Origin of the sequence: Vibrio gallicus, from assembly GCF_024346875.1 — a bacterium.
In the GTDB taxonomy this organism is placed as follows: Bacteria; Pseudomonadota; Gammaproteobacteria; order Enterobacterales; family Vibrionaceae; genus Vibrio; species Vibrio gallicus.
This window is the reverse complement of sequence record NZ_AP024871.1, coordinates 1,217,533-1,233,774: the sequence shown is the minus strand read 5'-3', so window position 1 is coordinate 1,233,774 and position 16,242 is coordinate 1,217,533. Positions and strand designations below refer to the sequence as shown.

The 16,242-nt window shown below is 43.4% G+C and carries 16 protein-coding genes; 13 read left to right on the top strand and 3 right to left on the bottom strand.

Annotated elements, in window-relative coordinates; genetic code table 11:
• The first annotated feature begins 397 nt into the window (after positions 1–397).
• The 5 genes from rlmKL (at position 398) to rmf (ending at position 6,924) form a co-directional block, all read left to right on the top strand.
• Entirely contained in the window at positions 398–2,533 is a 2,136-nt protein-coding gene (rlmKL, locus tag OCU28_RS05745) for a bifunctional 23S rRNA (guanine(2069)-N(7))-methyltransferase RlmK/23S rRNA (guanine(2445)-N(2))-methyltransferase RlmL (RefSeq protein ID WP_261817372.1), read from the top strand.
• Complete coding sequence (locus OCU28_RS05740) at positions 2,517–2,753, top strand: glutaredoxin family protein (RefSeq protein WP_261817371.1); 237 nt, start codon at positions 2,517–2,519, stop codon at positions 2,751–2,753. Before rlmKL ends, OCU28_RS05740 begins: the two co-directional genes overlap by 17 nt.
• The gene (locus OCU28_RS05735; RefSeq protein WP_261817370.1) at positions 2,731–4,650 is read left to right on the top strand and encodes an ABC transporter ATP-binding protein; all 1,920 of its coding nucleotides are present in this window, start codon (positions 2,731–2,733) and stop codon (positions 4,648–4,650) included. Before OCU28_RS05740 ends, OCU28_RS05735 begins: the two co-directional genes overlap by 23 nt.
• A 6-nt stretch (positions 4,651–4,656) precedes the next feature.
• On the top strand, positions 4,657–6,561 hold the full coding sequence (locus OCU28_RS05730) for a DUF3466 family protein (RefSeq protein ID WP_261817369.1): 1,905 nt from the start codon (positions 4,657–4,659) through the stop codon (positions 6,559–6,561).
• A 189-nt stretch (positions 6,562–6,750) separates the two neighbouring features.
• The gene (rmf, locus tag OCU28_RS05725) at positions 6,751–6,924 is read left to right on the top strand and encodes a ribosome modulation factor (protein WP_261817368.1); all 174 of its coding nucleotides are present in this window, start codon (positions 6,751–6,753) and stop codon (positions 6,922–6,924) included.
• A gap of 184 nt (positions 6,925–7,108) precedes the next feature.
• Here the strand turns inward: rmf and fabA are convergent, their stop codons facing one another.
• On the bottom strand, positions 7,109–7,639 hold the full coding sequence (gene fabA, locus OCU28_RS05720; RefSeq protein WP_261817367.1) for a bifunctional 3-hydroxydecanoyl-ACP dehydratase/trans-2-decenoyl-ACP isomerase: 531 nt from the start codon (positions 7,637–7,639) through the stop codon (positions 7,109–7,111).
• Between the two features lie 66 nt (positions 7,640–7,705).
• Complete coding sequence (locus tag OCU28_RS05715) at positions 7,706–9,349, bottom strand: Lon protease family protein (RefSeq protein WP_261817366.1); 1,644 nt, start codon at positions 9,347–9,349, stop codon at positions 7,706–7,708.
• Positions 9,350–9,537: 188 nt separating this feature from the next.
• On the opposite strand from OCU28_RS05715, the gene matP reads away from it, so the two are divergent.
• The 3 genes from matP (at position 9,538) to OCU28_RS05700 (ending at position 11,752) form a co-directional block, all read left to right on the top strand.
• Entirely contained in the window at positions 9,538–9,987 is a 450-nt protein-coding gene (matP, locus tag OCU28_RS05710) for a macrodomain Ter protein MatP (RefSeq protein ID WP_261817365.1), read from the top strand.
• Between the two features lie 12 nt (positions 9,988–9,999).
• A complete protein-coding gene (locus tag OCU28_RS05705; RefSeq protein ID WP_261817364.1) occupies positions 10,000–10,299 on the top strand; it encodes a DUF3634 family protein in 300 nt (99 codons plus the stop codon).
• 259 nt (positions 10,300–10,558) lie between these two features.
• Positions 10,559–11,752 (top strand): MFS transporter, encoded by a 1,194-nt coding sequence (locus OCU28_RS05700; protein WP_261817363.1) that lies wholly within the window; start codon positions 10,559–10,561, stop codon positions 11,750–11,752.
• A gap of 261 nt (positions 11,753–12,013) precedes the next feature.
• On the opposite strand, the gene OCU28_RS05695 is transcribed toward OCU28_RS05700, so the two are convergent.
• A complete protein-coding gene (locus tag OCU28_RS05695; RefSeq protein WP_261817362.1) occupies positions 12,014–12,190 on the bottom strand; it encodes a hypothetical protein in 177 nt (58 codons plus the stop codon).
• 255 nt (positions 12,191–12,445) lie between these two features.
• Here OCU28_RS05695 and ccoN point away from each other — a divergent pair, with 255 nt between their 5' ends.
• The 5 genes from ccoN to OCU28_RS05670 all read left to right on the top strand — a co-directional run bounded on the left by ccoN (position 12,446) and on the right by OCU28_RS05670 (position 16,237).
• Entirely contained in the window at positions 12,446–13,873 is a 1,428-nt protein-coding gene (gene ccoN / locus OCU28_RS05690) for a cytochrome-c oxidase, cbb3-type subunit I (RefSeq protein WP_261817361.1), read from the top strand.
• Between the two features lie 11 nt (positions 13,874–13,884).
• Complete coding sequence (gene ccoO / locus OCU28_RS05685) at positions 13,885–14,505, top strand: cytochrome-c oxidase, cbb3-type subunit II (RefSeq protein ID WP_261817360.1); 621 nt, start codon at positions 13,885–13,887, stop codon at positions 14,503–14,505.
• 10 nt (positions 14,506–14,515) lie between these two features.
• Positions 14,516–14,689: a cbb3-type cytochrome oxidase subunit 3 gene (locus OCU28_RS05680; protein ID WP_261817359.1), complete on the top strand. Its 174-nt coding sequence runs from the start codon at positions 14,516–14,518 to the stop codon at positions 14,687–14,689.
• The gene (ccoP, locus tag OCU28_RS05675) at positions 14,689–15,669 is read left to right on the top strand and encodes a cytochrome-c oxidase, cbb3-type subunit III (protein ID WP_261817358.1); all 981 of its coding nucleotides are present in this window, start codon (positions 14,689–14,691) and stop codon (positions 15,667–15,669) included. Before OCU28_RS05680 ends, ccoP begins: the two co-directional genes overlap by 1 nt.
• 88 nt (positions 15,670–15,757) lie before the next feature.
• Positions 15,758–16,237: a FixH family protein gene (locus tag OCU28_RS05670; RefSeq protein ID WP_261817357.1), complete on the top strand. Its 480-nt coding sequence runs from the start codon at positions 15,758–15,760 to the stop codon at positions 16,235–16,237.
• Positions 16,238–16,242: the final 5 nt, after the last annotated feature.

The following is a 16,242-nucleotide window of genomic DNA, read 5'->3' as shown; positions in this document are numbered from 1 at the left end:
ATATTTTTCTATCACTAAGGTCAATGTTTTATTGGTCATTTTGTTGGTTCAAATCAATAAAAAGTGATTATTTTTAGCTGTATTTATTCATCCCATCAACGGTTAGCAGCGGTATTACACCCCTTTATTTCCCTGTTTTCACCTATATGTAAGTAACTTACTAACGAATCTGCACTCTGGTATACACCAATTTAGGAGTGAATAAGCATGCACTTACGGTCAGTTGCCTAATCTACGGTTGGGATAGCCAAATGTGAGTTAATAACCTGTGGTAACAAAACCACGAGCTGGAGTGGTGGATAAGTAGGCGATTGAAGTAAGGAATAAGAGAAATATCGGTATTTGCACTAATTAAGGTTTATAATTGACACCATTTTTGATCGGCTAAGTGACCAACATGCATCAATACCTAGCGGTAACCGCGAATGGACTAGAAAACCTCCTTGTAGATGAATTAAAGGAATTGGGGATTTCAGATCCCAAACCCGTACAAGCGGGTGTGAGATTTAAAGCAGATTTAGAGCAGATCTATAGAGCCTGTTTGTGGAGCCGCACTGCGTCACGCTTTGTTCGGGTATTAGCTGAGTTTCAATGCCAAGATGATATGGACTTATATCTCGCTGCAACCGCCGTGCGCTGGTCAAGCCACTTTGCACAAACCAAGAGTTTTATAGTGGATTTTAATGGTACAAACCAAGAGATTCGCAACAGCCAGTATGGTGCGATGAAGGTTAAAGATGCCATCGTGGATAGCTTTACTAAACAAAACCTAGAAAGGCCTACGATCAATAAAGATCAACCGGATCTGCGGGTGCATGTTCGTTTGCACCGTGATAAAGCGATTCTAGGTATTGATATGGTTGGTCAAGGCTTGAATCAACGCGGCTATAGAAGTGAAGCCGGTAGAGCGCCGTTGCGAGAAACCCTTGCCGCAGCCATTGTAATGAGAAGCGGTTGGGACAAGCAGTCACCTCTAGTCGACCCGATGTGTGGCTCAGGTACACTGCTGATTGAAGCTGTGATGTGGGCGGCCAATGTTGCCCCTGGACACGCCCGCAACAACTGGAGTTTAGAGAACCTTTGTGACTTTGATTATGAATTATGGGCAGAGGTTAAATCCGAAGCTAAGGTGCAAGGGCGCCGTGGTATAACTAAGTTTAGCCAACCTATCGTTGGCTATGACCTCGATAAGCGCGTTATCGAAACAGCGAAAAACAATGCCCGTCGCGCTGGCATTGCCGACTTGATTGATTTTCAAGTTTCGGATGCGACTAAGATCGTTGCTACATCCAGCGATAAAACAGGGACCTTGGTTAGTAACCCGCCATATGGCGAGCGTTTAGGGACTGAGCCTGGGCTTATTGCACTTTACTCTGAGTTTGGTGCACAGCTTAAAGCCCAATTTGGTGGTTGGAACGCCTCTATTTTCTCAAGCTCTGATGAGCTACTTAGCTGTTTGCGTATGCGTGCTGATAAGCAGTACAAGGTAAATAACGGTGCATTGAATTGTTTGCAAAAGAACTATTCTATCTCACTAAATAAGACCAACCCTAACGATGGTGAGCAACAGGTTGTTGCGCCAGATTTTGCTAACCGCCTGAAAAAGAATCTCGGCAAGATTGGTAAATGGGCTAAACGCGAACAGCTGGACTGTTATCGTATCTATGATGCGGATCTTCCTGATTACAATGTTGCTATTGATATCTACAACGATCACCTGGTTATACAAGAATATGCAGCGCCTAAAACCATTGAACCGCATGTGGCTAAAAGAAGACTCACCGATGTGATTCGCGCTGCTGTGCAAGTAACTGGTGTTGAAGCGAATAACGTGGTGTTGAAGGTAAGGCAAAAGCAAAAAGGGACCAATCAATATCAAAAATTGGCTCAGAAACAGCAAGAAATGCATGTGAATGAGTATGGGGTAAAGTTGAAAGTTAACCTGTTTGATTATCTGGATACCGGGTTATTCCTTGATCACAAGCTTACTCGTCGCATGCTTGGTCAGATGGCGCAGGGTAAGGATTTTTTAAACCTCTTTGCCTATACAGGTAGTGCTACAGTACACGCTGCTGCGGGCGGCGCTAAAAGCACCACAACAGTTGATATGTCAAAAACATACCTTGATTGGGCGCAACAAAACCTTGCTATCAACGGGTTTAAAAACAAGGCTCACACCTTTGTTCAAGCGGACTGCTTACAATGGCTTGAAAAATCACAATCGAATTACGATTTGATTTTCATTGATCCGCCAACATTTTCAAATTCTAAGCGAATGCAACAAACCTTCGATGTGCAGCGTGATCATATTGAATTAATGACCAATCTTAAGCGCTTGCTTAAACCTGGCGGTACTATCGTGTTCTCTAACAACAAACGTCACTTTAAGATGGATGTTGATGCGCTTGAGCAGTTACAGCTACAAGCAGAAAACATATCTGATAAAATGTTGCCGTTAGACTTTACTCGTAACAAACATATCCACAACTGCTGGTTGATTACTCACGGAGAGCAGGGTGATTCAACTCTTTAGTACCCAAGGTTGCCATCTGTGTGAACAAGCCCTTGAAATGTTCATGCAGATAGGTCAACAAGTCACTGTGGTTGACATCGCGTTTGATGATGAGTTGTTTTCTCGTTACGGCGTAACAATTCCAGTAGTGGAACATAACGGTGCCGAGCTTAACTGGCCCTTTAATATTGAAATTCTCAGATCTTGGTTAGAAACGAATGGCATTACTGACAATACATAACGGACAATTGGCTTTTGGCGATCTGCCTTTGATGCAGAACGCTGATTTTCAGCTGCAAGAAAACGAACGCGTATGCTTGGTAGGACGAAATGGTGCGGGTAAATCCACCATGATGAAGGTGATCGCTGGCGATATCCTAATGGACGACGGTCGATTGCAGATCCAGCAAGATGTTGTGGTTTCACGACTAGAGCAAGATCCACCTCGAGACCAAGAAGGGACAGTCTTTGATTATGTTTCGGAAGGCTTAGCCGAAGTCGGCAGACAGCTTAAGAGTTATCAAGAGCAACTCGATCTGCTAGCGGTTGACCCATCTGAAAAAAATATCAACAAACTGTCCAAGATCCAAGAGCAACTTGAGCATTCTGGAGCTTGGCGGTTCGAGAGCCGTATTACCAACGTTTTGGATGCACTCAAACTAGACGGGCATACTAAGCTAACGGACTTATCTGGCGGGTGGCAACGTAAGGCGGCACTTGCTAGAGCACTGGTACCCGATCCGGATGTGTTATTGCTCGATGAGCCGACTAACCACTTAGATGTGACGACCATAGAATGGTTAGAAGGCTTCCTTAAGGATTTCCGCGGCTCAATTATCTTTATTTCACACGACCGTAGCTTTATTCAATCTATGGCAACACGTATCGTTGACCTTGATCGCGGTAAGCTTTCTTCTTTCCCTGGTAACTACAAGCAATACTTAGAAGATAAAGAAGAAGCATTACGTGTCGAAGAGATGCAAAATGCGGAGTTTGATAAGAAATTAGCCCAAGAAGAGACCTGGATTCGTCAAGGCATTAAGGCGCGTCGTACCCGTAATGAAGGGCGTGTACGTGCATTAAAGCAACTGCGTAACGAGCGCAGTGAACGCCTTAACGTACAAGGCAAGGTAAACCTTAATATCGACGATGCTGCACGTAGCGGTAAGATAGTATTTGAAGCAAACAACCTTGGTTACAGCATCGACGGTAAAACCATAGTCAATGACTTTACCTTCTCAGTGATGCGTGGCGATAAGATTGCACTTATTGGTCCTAACGGATGTGGTAAGAGTACCTTGCTAAAGCTGATGCTTGGTGAATTAGCGCCACAGTCGGGTAATCTGCATTGCGGTACTAAACTAGAGGTGGCGTATTTTGACCAATACCGTGAAGCACTCGATCCTGAAAAAACGGTTATGGATAACCTAGCCGATGGCAAACAAGAGGTCACTGTTGGGGGGCGCGAAAGACACGCTCTTAGTTATCTACAAGATTTCTTATTCTCACCAAGGCGTGCTCGCTCACCAGTAAAAGCATTATCTGGTGGCGAGAAAAACCGTTTGTTGCTGGCGCGTTTGTTCCTTAAATCGAACAATTTGTTGGTATTGGATGAACCAACCAATGATTTAGATATCGAAACTTTGGAACTTTTAGAGGATTTGCTTGCCAATTATCAAGGGACTTTACTGTTAGTAAGCCATGACCGTGAGTTTGTTGATAATACGGTTACTACAAGCTGGATATTTGAAGGCGAAGGTAACATCGAAGAATTTGTTGGCGGTTATCACGATGCGCAGCAGCAGCGAGCACAGGTTATTAAGGCTCGCGGCAATGCAGTAAGTGATGCGATAACAGAAAAATCGACGTCAATTACGCAACCTGATGTGAAGTCAACACGCAATAATGGTAAAAAATTATCTTACAAATTACAGCGTGAGTTAGAATCGTTACCACAATTGTTAGAGCAACTTGAACAAGATATCGAGGCGCTCCAAAGCAAAGTGAATGACCCCCAATTTTTTGCAGCATTAGTTGAACAAACTCAGCCAGTGTTAGATGAGCTCGAGAAAAAAGAGCAGGAATTAGAAATTGCATTCGAGCGTTGGGAAGAGCTTGAAGCGATGCAACAGGAATAAGATATAGTGAAACGCAGTAATATCTTCAAAATTTCGGCTGTGGCATTTGTAGTGACGGCGTCACTAAATGCCAATGCTAGCCTTTATAACGTAGTGCAAGTTACGCCAAGTGTGACAGGGACGGAATACTACGGTAGTGCAATCTCACCAGCAGATACCTTCGCAGATAAAGGCGTACTCGCCGGAGACACTCGCGAAGGCACCGATGGTTTATCGCCACGTGAAGAGGCGCCTTTTGGCATCGATAATAATTTTTATTATTTAGATTGGTCGGATCTTGAAAGCTACTGTTATCGCGAATTGGGTTATAACAGTTGTGAGAACTGGGCTAACCGCGAATGGAAAGGTATCAATGGTGCCGGTGGTCTTGAAAGGGAGCGTGAAGCCTTTAATCAAGGTTATAGGGCCAACGCATTAGGCTTTACTGAATCTGCAGCGGTAATGACAGCACCAAGTAGTGATTATGCCCCTGGCGGCGGTACACTAGAAAGTGGTACCAATAATGTGCATATCAACAAGTATACTGATGCAGGTGTTATCGGTATTACTAGCAGTGGCTACTATAACTTTGGTAGCCATGGATTAGCATATCGTGAACGTGGTTTCGTTGATGATACTATTTTATTGCCACGTCAAGACGGTGACGATTTAGTCAAGCTAATGGGCCGCACCATGGCCTTTGATTCATTTGTGTACCCAAAAGATACAGGTAAGACCTATATAGTTGGCAGCGCAGCGGTAAATCCGTTTAATCTTGGTGATGATAATAAAAACTATGGTGGCGACCTAAATTCGTGCGACTCTAGTTCTGATCCTGGTGCACTATGGGCATGTCAGAATGTGGCTTTTTCCACTAAAGGCTATGTATGGGATTTAGCGACCCCAGATGCCGGGGTTAGTGTTTCCATTTGGCCAAATACCAAAGACAATGATGCTACCTCCGGTCGTCGTGATGACGCCTCATATATGGCAAGTGTGCGTGGTGCTGTGGTGCGAGATGTAACCCTAGACCCTGAACACACCACCTCTTACGATGATTTACCGGTGTTAGCGGGTTACAACACCTATCGAGATGATAACAACTTGCTCATGCAAGCTGCGGTATTTTATCCAAAGGATGGCTTTAGTGAAGTAAAAGCGGATAACTGGACTACCACGTATATCGCGGGCTCTGAGGTTAAGCAGAGCGGTGATTACATTTATTCAAATTCCAAGGCAACGGATATAAACAACAACCTATTGGTTATTGGTGAGGCTAAACGTCGTGGAGATAAACCTGAAAACGGTTCTGCCAATAATCGACTATTTTTAGCCGATGCAAGTGCGGGTAAACCGGTAGCAAAGTATTTTGAAGATCTAGGGCAATCTATCTTCTTCCGCAGTGCCGGCGGTGAAGCTGAGGCAATCAATAATCACAACGAAATTGTGGGTACGATAGATGCGGAAACCGCTCGTGAATACAGTGGTAAACAGCGTCGTCATCGCGGTTTTATCTATGCGTATGACTTTAATGGGACGGATAAAGACCGTGCCAGCAAGTTTGAGAATCGTGCATGGTGGTTGGATGATTTAACCAACGACGAAAATGTTTCGGGTGAAAACAATAAGTATCGAATCGTTGCGGCCAGCGATATCAACGAGAAGGGTGAAATATCGGCAACTGCACTGTATTGCTCTGCGGGTTATGACAATACTGGCCATAATGCCTATTGTGGTGGTGGCAACGGTGTCGAAAAGGTAGTTGCGGTTAAGTTAGTACCGACAATTGACCTTGATGATGCGACCGCTTCAGCACCCATTATTGCACGCAGTGTTGCCCAAGAACCAATTGAAAGACAAGCAGGTAGCTTAGGGCCGTGGGTATTAGCGCTATTAGGTGTCTTTGCATGGAACCGTAGACGCAATAACTAGTGTTATAATCAGCAAAGAGGACAGCTTCACATTTTGTGAGCTGTCTTTTTTTTTACCTTGTTAAATCCGAGTTTATAGTCAACTCTTATATAGGGAGCAAAAACGACGCACTCAATTCTGTTTAATTATAACGAAGGTGCGTATGAGTACTCCCTATAAAATTGGTTATTAAAGTTAGAGGATTTAACTATGAAGAGACAAAAGCGTGATCGTCTTGAGCGAGCTCAGTCCCAAGGATACAAAGCTGGGGTAAATGGACGCTCTAGTGAAACTTGCCCTTATCAGCAAGTGGATGCTAAATCTTATTGGTTAGGCGGTTGGAGAGACGCGAAAAGCGACGTCGAGTCAGGTCTTTTTAAATAGCACACTATTCGGAGTTAAGGCCCCATATAGGGGCTTTATTATTTCACGGCTAACGCACTATAACTAATTTATTGTGGTTCTATAAATAACACATCATTAAATACTACGAACACTATGCCTATTGCTTAACTAATAAAAAGCCGAGCAACTTAGGCTCGGCTAGGGGATAAGCTTGTTTGCTTAATTAAAACTTGCTGGTATCTTGAAAAAGACCCACTTTTAAGTCTTTCGCTACGTAGATCTCTTTACCATCAACTAGCACACGACCATCAGCCATGCCCATAACTAATCTACGGTTCACTACGCGCTTCATATTGATTTCGTAGGTTACTTTCTTTGCCGTTGGGAGAATTTGGCCAGTAAACTTCACTTCACCAACACCTAGTGCACGGCCTTTGCCTTCACCACCAATCCAACCGAGGAAGAAACCAACCAGTTGCCACATTGCATCAAGGCCAAGACAACCAGGCATTACCGGGTCACCAGGGAAGTGGCAGTCGAAGAACCAAAGATCTGGAGTAATATCTAATTCAGCAGTAATAAGACCTTTGCCAAACTCACCTTCAGTCTGTGACATCTTAGTCACACGATCCATCATTAGCATGTTTGGAGCAGGAAGTTGAGGTCCTTTAGGGCCAAACAGTTCACCTCGACTCGATGCCAATAGGTCGTCACGGTCGTAAGAGTTTGCTATATCGCAAGGTTTTTGTTGCATGTTCTCGGTTCTCCAAAAATTCGAATCTGCATCTTATGTGAATCAGTGCTGTTGCTACAACTCCGATCAGTCTTTAAATAGCATTCTTTTTAAGCGATTAAGCCACTTTTCATCTAAATCGTGATGGCTGAGCCTATCTATGCGCTCTGCAATTTTATTAAGTAAGGTCTCAGAGTCATCTCCTCTGAATTCCTGTCCAGTAATTATAGGCAAGGCTTGGTCAACGTTTTCAACGCTCCAGATATGAAACTTTCCTTGCTTGATTGAGTCAATAACATCCTTATGTAAGGAGAGATGACGAAGGTTTGATTGTGGTAGAACAACCCCTTGTAATCCAGTAAGGCCTTGATGGGCACAAACATAATAAAAGCCTTCGATCTTTTCATTTAGACCGCCAACGGCTTGAACTCGACCAAACTGATCAACGGCTCCCGTCACTGCAATACTCTGCTTGAGTTTACATCCAGACAGCGCACTAACTAATGCACAGAGTTCAGCTAACGATGCACTATCACCATCAACTTCACTGTATGACTGTTCAAACACAATTGATGCTGAATAAGGGAAGGGTTCATCAAGATCCAAGGCACTACTTAAAAATGCCTGCATGATCATCATACCTTTGGCGTGAAGATTGCCGCCCAATTCAGCTTTTCGTTCTACATCAGAGACGTCACCATCTCCAAAGTGTATCACACATGAAATTCTAGCAGGCTCACCGTAGCTAACCGGATGCCCAGGAATATCGACAACGGTTAAGCCATTAACTTGTCCAACTTGCTCACCTTGGGTTTGAATCAATACTTGGCCTTCAAGGATATCATCTAAGGCTCGGTTTGGTAGGTACGACTCCCGGTAATAGCGTCCTTCTACAACCGCATCTATATGCGTCGCATCGATAGTTTGAGCATTGGACTCAATGGCGCTTTCTCGTATTAACGATAATATCCATTGTGAAGACAATGGGGCATAGTGCTGCTCTTCACATATCCTTGCGCCAGCGGTTAAAAAGCGTTGAATGGCAACCGGTGACAAATCAGGCAGTTTATGCTCTTTAACTAACGCAGCAACATACCCCAAGTAGGTAATTGCCGTTTGTTGAGTGATACGTAAATCCATCTCAACCTCAGCAAATAAGGTTAGAGAAGAGCTATAACTTGGGTCAAGGTAATCAAGATCGCCGAGTTGATTACGGTCACCAACTAAAATAACGCGCACTGAACTTTTAAACGCTTGCGGATTACTTGGGCTATATTTCCCAGTATTAACTCGATTAACTTGCTCGCCAACTAATAGAGAACGGATAGCGATCAACAGCTTAGGGTTAGCTAACACTGCGTTTGCTGATAACACTAAATAGCCATTGTCATACTTCTCTAATAAGCCACTGTGGGTACGAATCTGTTCTTTACTATCCACATCATAGCTACCAAGCAGTTCGTTAATTTCTATAGATTCTGAATATGCGATAGGCTTTTGAGTCAGTTGCTGCAGCGTATTAGTAATATTTCTGCGTTCGTATACCGTGTCAGCGCCATTTATTACCATTAAAGGTGCCAGTACATCCAATTCAACAAAACGCTTTAATGATGCACTTAAACGAGGTTGCAGATCAGAAAAGCTACTGCTGTTGTACTGTAACAAAGAGAGAGTTGAGTCTATAACTTGGTCATATTGCGGAGTTGCAAGGCGCCAATCGATGGAATTCATATGTTGCTCGGTAAAAACTTTTATGCGACGAGTATACCGAAGCGAAGGGCATTTATCTGTATTTTTTCAACTTTGTGCTTCGGTTCTAAAATATAGTCAATTGTGGGTATAGAATTGGTGTAGATTTATTGTCAAACAGCGCAATCACAGTTACGCTGTCACTGTACGCTATCAATATTGGGGATAACATGAAATATCAACAACTTGAAAACCTTGAATGTGGTTGGAAATGGAACTATCTCATCAAAAAATGGAAAGAAGGTGAAACCATTACCCGTCATATTGATAGCAGCGAAGACCAGGTTGCAGTTCAAAAGCTTAGAGACATAGAATTCGAACCAACTTTGGTGTTGGATTGGATAGAACAACACATGTCATTAGAGCTAGATAATAAGCTCAAGCAGGCTATTCGAGCTAAGCGTAAACGCCACTTTAATTCCGAGCAGGTTCATACTCGTAAAAAGTCCATTGACCTCGATTATCGTGTGTGGGAAAAGCTGTCTCAGCGTGCCAACGAGCTCGGTTGTACCTTGTCGGATGCCATTGAATACTTGGTCAGCGAAGCCTCTAGAAGCGAACAAGCAAACAAAAAGGTTAGCTCTTTAAAAGAAGACCTTAGCAAATTGTTATCTGATTAAGGGACATAGATTATGTTGTACGTCATTGTTATCGCCGCAATATTGATTTTTGGCATCATACTTTATGATAAACCACTAGCCAGCTATGTATTTAAGCAAGGCAACTTAACTAAGAGTCAGGGTGCGGTTGATAAGCAGTTTGTTCTGAAAAGCAAAGAGATTGCACGCAAGCAACCATTTTCTGGAACGGTTAAGGTGTACAAGACCAGAAAGCAATATAAGGTGAAGTTTTCAAAATCGATTCCCAATAAAGTTCGACACGCTTTAAGGGAGCAATTGCCAGGTTCAAAAGCTCATACTAAAAAGCGTTAGGTTTTGTAGATATTGCGCTTATATAGGTGGCATTGGTAGCTGTTTAAACTGCGCTAAACCGTTAACTAGCTAATACAACCTTAGTGCGCATAATCAATGTTATGTTAAATAGGATTCGATAACCCTCTATAAGCTGGTATATTACGCGCAATTTAGCCCTATTTCATTTCGCGCCCGTCGTTGTTCACTATCAAACCGCTATCTGTTGTAAGTAATGTTCTTTATACTACGACAACTTTCTATATGCAGACCCTAGTGCATGAAAACAAATTCTTCCCGTGCTCAACAAATACCGTTTACGTCGTGGCTAGCAATTATCGGTATTTTACTGTTAGCCGCAAACCTTAGAGGCCCCTTTACCAGTCTTGCGCCTTTACTTGAACAAATCATGGAGTCGTTACAACTTTCGACAACCATTACCGGTTTATTGTCTTCATTACCGCTGCTTACCTTTGCCTTTATTTCGCCATTAGCTTTACCTCTATTAAAGTATCTACAACTTAAGAAAAGTATTTGCTTTGCCTTGTTTGCGATTTTGGTTGGTATTGGATTGCGTTCCGCCGGACATATTGCGCTGCTATGCCTTGGTACTGTATTTATCGGAATTGGTGTGGCCATTGGTAATGTTTTACTGCCTGTTGCTGTAAAGCAAAGCTATCCTTATCGCATCGCTATAGTGACGTCGCTATATACCTTTTCTATGGGATTCGGTTCAACCCTTACCTCCTCATTAATGGTTCCTCTGAGCCACTTGAATCCAAGCTCATTACAAGGCTGGCAGTTTGCGCTGCTATTTAATCTTTGCCTTACGATACCGGCTCTTATTTTTTGGCTGTTAAAGCCAAGCAGCTCTAACGCACAATCCCAAAGCTCATCATTGCCTTTAGCTAAGGTGCTTCGTAGCAAGATTGCATGGCAAGTTACCTTAGCTCTAGGGTTTAATTCCATCACCTTTTATGCGTTTGCAGCCTGGCTTCCAAAGATATTAATCGATTCGGGGCTTGCCGAAGCTAAAGCCGGTTATATTTATGGATTGCTGCAATTTGCTACCATCTGGCCTGGCTTAGTATTGATCCCACTGCTTGCTAAGCTAAAGAGCTCTCAAATACTGATCCTTTGCACCGCTTTGGGTACTGTTAGTGCTGTTATTGGCTTGATGCTAGCCCCTGAATTTGCAGTAATTTGGACAATACTGTTTGGTTTTTGTAACTGCGCTACGTTTGTTATTACGCTCTCTTTTATTGGACTACGTACTAATAATAGCCATGAGGCTGCGGCACTATCAGCCATGTCACAAAGTTTAGGCTATCTGATTGCAACCGTTGGACCGCCGATTCTTGGAATGGTGCATGCGTTTACTCATAGCTGGAATTGGGCGCTTGGTGTTGTCGTAGCAACTGGCCTTGTTTGTGCTGTATTTTCAGGCTTTGCCGCTAGAGATAGAAAACTATAGTTATGGCACCACTTGACGAGTTAATAAGCTAAGCGGTTACAACTCAGTATTTTAATTACTTTGGGTTTTAAAATTACTCGCCATCACCGAAGATTACGCCGCAGTTAACATTAACCTACAGTGCATAACATGCAATTTAATACCATTAATATGCGGGTATTTTTCCTGTACGCTACATATGTTAAAAATAACCTACTACAACCCCTTTTCAATATAACGCATTCTCTTGTGTATAAGCCTCACATTATATTGATGCGAGGCTTATGATTTCCCCTCATCAGAGAAAACCTCACACTGCCCATGAACACTGGCGTTTGAGTTGTCATCAGTAACGCATTCATTGTGGGTTGCACTCCGCCAAAAGAACGCAGCTAAAAGTACAATAAACGTAATTAGAATTTGAATTAGCCTACCTTTGGTTAATTTTTCCGCAGCCATAAACCTTACCTTTGTAACAAACTTCAAACTTTTAACATTAAATGGGATTGACCTGATCATTAGTGCGGTTAAGTCCCTGTCATTAAAATGTTAAATACGTATAATTCCCGCAATAAATGTCACTTTTTACAGTGGTTTTTAGAGTCTACAGCAACAACCGTTATATTCTCTTCGTTTTTGTGACATTTGTGGTTGCGCCAATTTTTGGCGTTTTGTTAGGAAGTGTAGTTAATACAAGAAATTGGAAGCATGTAAATGAGCCAGGAAAAGCAGCTTGAACATAACTACAACTACACCGTAGTGCGTCAGTTTACCCTAGTTACCATACTATGGGGAATTGTCGGCATGGGTGTAGGTGTTTTGATCGCCGCTCAACTAGTTTGGCCACAACTCAACTTTGATACACCGTGGTTAACCTATTCTCGACTAAGACCGCTTCATACCAATGCGGTTATTTTTGCGTTCGGTACGAGTGCCCTGTTCGCTACGTCTTATTACGTAGTACAGCGGACCTGCCAAGCGCGACTTTTTGGTGGACCATTGGTCGCCTTCACATTCTGGGGTTGGCAAGCCATCATATTGGCCGCCGCTATCTCTCTACCACTCGGTTACACATCGGGTAAAGAGTATGCAGAACTAGAATGGCCAATCGATATAGCAATAGCTATCGTTTGGGTGGCATACGCAATTGTGTTCTTTGGAACCATGATAAAACGCAAAACATCGCATATTTATGTTGCGAATTGGTTCTTTGGCGCGTTTATCTTAACCGTTGCAGTGCTACACATAGTAAATAGTATGGCAGTTCCAGTACATGGCATGAAATCTTACTCCATGTATTCTGGTGCGGTCGACGCTATGATTCAGTGGTGGTATGGACACAACGCGGTAGGCTTCCTTTTGACAGCCGGCTTCCTTGGTATGATGTATTACTTCGTACCAAAACAAGCTGAGCGTCCAGTTTACTCTTATCGCTTGTCTATTGTTCACTTCTGGGCGTTGGTTTCTCTTTATATCTGGGCTGGTCCACACCACCTACACTATACAGCGCTTCCTGACTGGACTCAGTCTCTAGGTATGGTGATGTCATTGGTTCTGTTCGCTCCGTCTTGGGGTGGCATGATCAACGGTATCATGACCCTATCTGGTGCCTGGCATAAGCTTCGCTATGACCCTATATTACGCTTCTTGATCGTATCGCTGTCTTTCTATGGTATGTCTACCTTTGAAGGGCCAATGATGTCTATTAAAACCGTAAATGCATTGTCTCACTACACTGACTGGACTATCGGACACGTACACTCAGGTGCTTTAGGTTGGGTTGCCATGGTTTCTATCGGTTCGGTATATCATCTTATCCCTCGCCTATTTAACCAAGAACGCATGTACTCAGTTAGCATGATCAACGTGCACTTCTGGCTAGCGACAGTGGGTACTGTACTTTACATTGTAGCAATGTGGATTTCAGGTGTGATGCAAGGCCTAATGTGGCGTAGCGTTAACCCAGACGGCACTTTGACCTACAGCTTTGTAGAGTCAGTTCAGGCTTCTTATCCGTACTATACGGTCCGATTCATTGGTGGTGCCATCTTCTTTGCTGGCATGTTCTTGATGGCTTACAACACCTACAAGACCATTACTGCACCTAAAGCGAGCTTAAAAGCTGCGCCTCAACCAGCATAGGAGATGACGAAATGGCTAACAATTCGAACAATCGCCACGAACTAGTTGAGAAGAACGTCGGCTTAATGGCGATTCTTATCATCTTTGCAATTAGCTTAGGCGCACTGGTGGAGATCACGCCACTATTGTTCCAAAAGCAAACCACAGAGCCGGTTCAAAACCTGCGTGTATATAGCGCGCTGGAGATGGAAGGACGCGATGTCTACATTCGTGAGGGGTGTAATGTCTGTCACAGTCAGATGATTCGTCCATTCCGTTCAGAAACAGAGCGTTACGGTCACTATTCCGTTGCTGGTGAACACGTATGGGAGCACCCTTTCCTTTGGGGGTCTAAGCGTACTGGACCTGATCTAGCTCGTGTGGGTGGTCGTTATTCTGATGAATGGCACCGTGTACATTTAATCAATCCACGTGAGCTAGTACCTGAGTCAAACATGCCTGGTTTCCCATGGCTTGAAGAGAATGTACTCGATGGTAAACACACTCAAAGAAAGCTTGAGATATTCAAGAATAACTTTGGTGTCCCATATACAGATGAACAAGTCGCTAGCGCACAGCAAGACGTCGCGGGTAAAACCGAGATGGATGCATTAATTGCATACTTGCAGTCCCTTGGCCACGCAATGAAGTAAGGAGTGAGTAATGGAAATTAGCACTATTCACAGCATTTGGACCTTGCTTCTGTTTATTAGCTTTGCTGGCGTTGTTTGGTGGGCTTACGGTAAAAACCGTAAGGCTCGCTTTGACGAAGATGCCAACCTTATCTTTGCTGATGAGCAGAAAAAAGAAAGTAACGATCATGGAGTGACTAAATAATGACAACATTTTGGAGTCTCTGGATCACCATTATTACTGTCGGCACCCTAGTCGGTATCGCCATTATTTTAAGATGGTGTATTAAAGACAAAATGGGCGTGCCTGTCGGTGAAGATATGGGACATGAATACGATGGTATTCGTGAGCTCAATAATGACTTACCGAAATGGTGGAGCTACCTCTTTATCGGTACCTTTATCTTCGCCGTTATTTATCTTGCGCTCTACCCAGGTCTAGGTAATTACAAAGGTTTATTGGGCTGGCAAAGTTCAGACCAAACCGTAACCAGTCTTGAAGAGTCAAAGGCGTCTGTAGCTCGTGCTCAACAAGAGAAGCACCTAAATCAGTACGCAAAAGAACTTGCTGATGCCGATGCCTACTTTGGTGAAGCGTTTAACCGCTTAGCAATGAGTGATGATGGTACATCTCTGCGCTCTATTGAAGAGATTGCAGCGAATAGTGATGCAGTAAAGGTAGGACAAGCCCTATTCTTACAAAACTGCTCACAATGTCATGGTTCTGATGCACGTGGTTTAGTCGGCTTTCCAAATCTGACAGACAATGCATGGCTATACGGTGGTGAGCCTGAAGCTATTGTTACCACTGTAATGGATGGCCGCATTGGCGAAATGCCAGCATGGATTGATGTTCTGGGTGAAGCGGGCGTACAAGAGGTAGTGAGCTATACCCTTAGCCTATCAGGACGCAAGGTCAATGCCCGTGAAGCTGCGGCGGGTAAAGCGCGCTTTGTTGTATGTGCGGCGTGTCATGGTACCGATGGTAAAGGCAACCCTGCATTAGGCGCACCAGATTTAACTGACAATATCTGGTTATACGGTGATTCACGTGACGCGGTAACTGAAACTGTTGCCAATGGACGCCAAGGCGTCATGCCAGCATGGAAAGACATACTTGGACCTGAAAAAGTTCAACTTGTTTCTGCCTATGTATGGGGTCTAAGTAAGCAAAATAATGAGTAACAAGTAGTAATAATCAGACAACAGCCTCTGTATTAGAGGCTGTTTTTTTTTACAATGTCTAATCATATATACCTTCAGAGATTTTTTCATGGTACAGCCTTGGTACAAGCAGTTTTGGGCTTGGTTCATACTCCTTCTTATTCTAACCACCGTGTTCGGTACTCTTCTTCGAGTATACATATTGTCGCAACATACCGTTTCACTCGTTTCTGAGGATTACTATAAAAAAGGCAAAGGCATAAATGTTGACCTATCTCGCGTCAACGTTGCTAAAGAGATGCAGCTAGGTGCCAATGTCTATTCACAAGACAAGCAAATCATCATTGAGCTTGATAAGGGCGTATTAGCCAACTATCCCGCTCTAAACGTTGAGTTTTCACACAGAACCTTGCCGGATAGAGATTTTAATGTGCTCGCAACAGCAAACGCATCAGGTGTATATAAGATAGAACTTGAGTCGCCACTCAATGGCCCTTGGTTTATTGAGCTAATGCCACATGACCAAAAATGGTTAATACAAGGTCGAATGACCTTTCCAAGTAGCCAACCTGTTCCATTGATGAAGTAGAATTG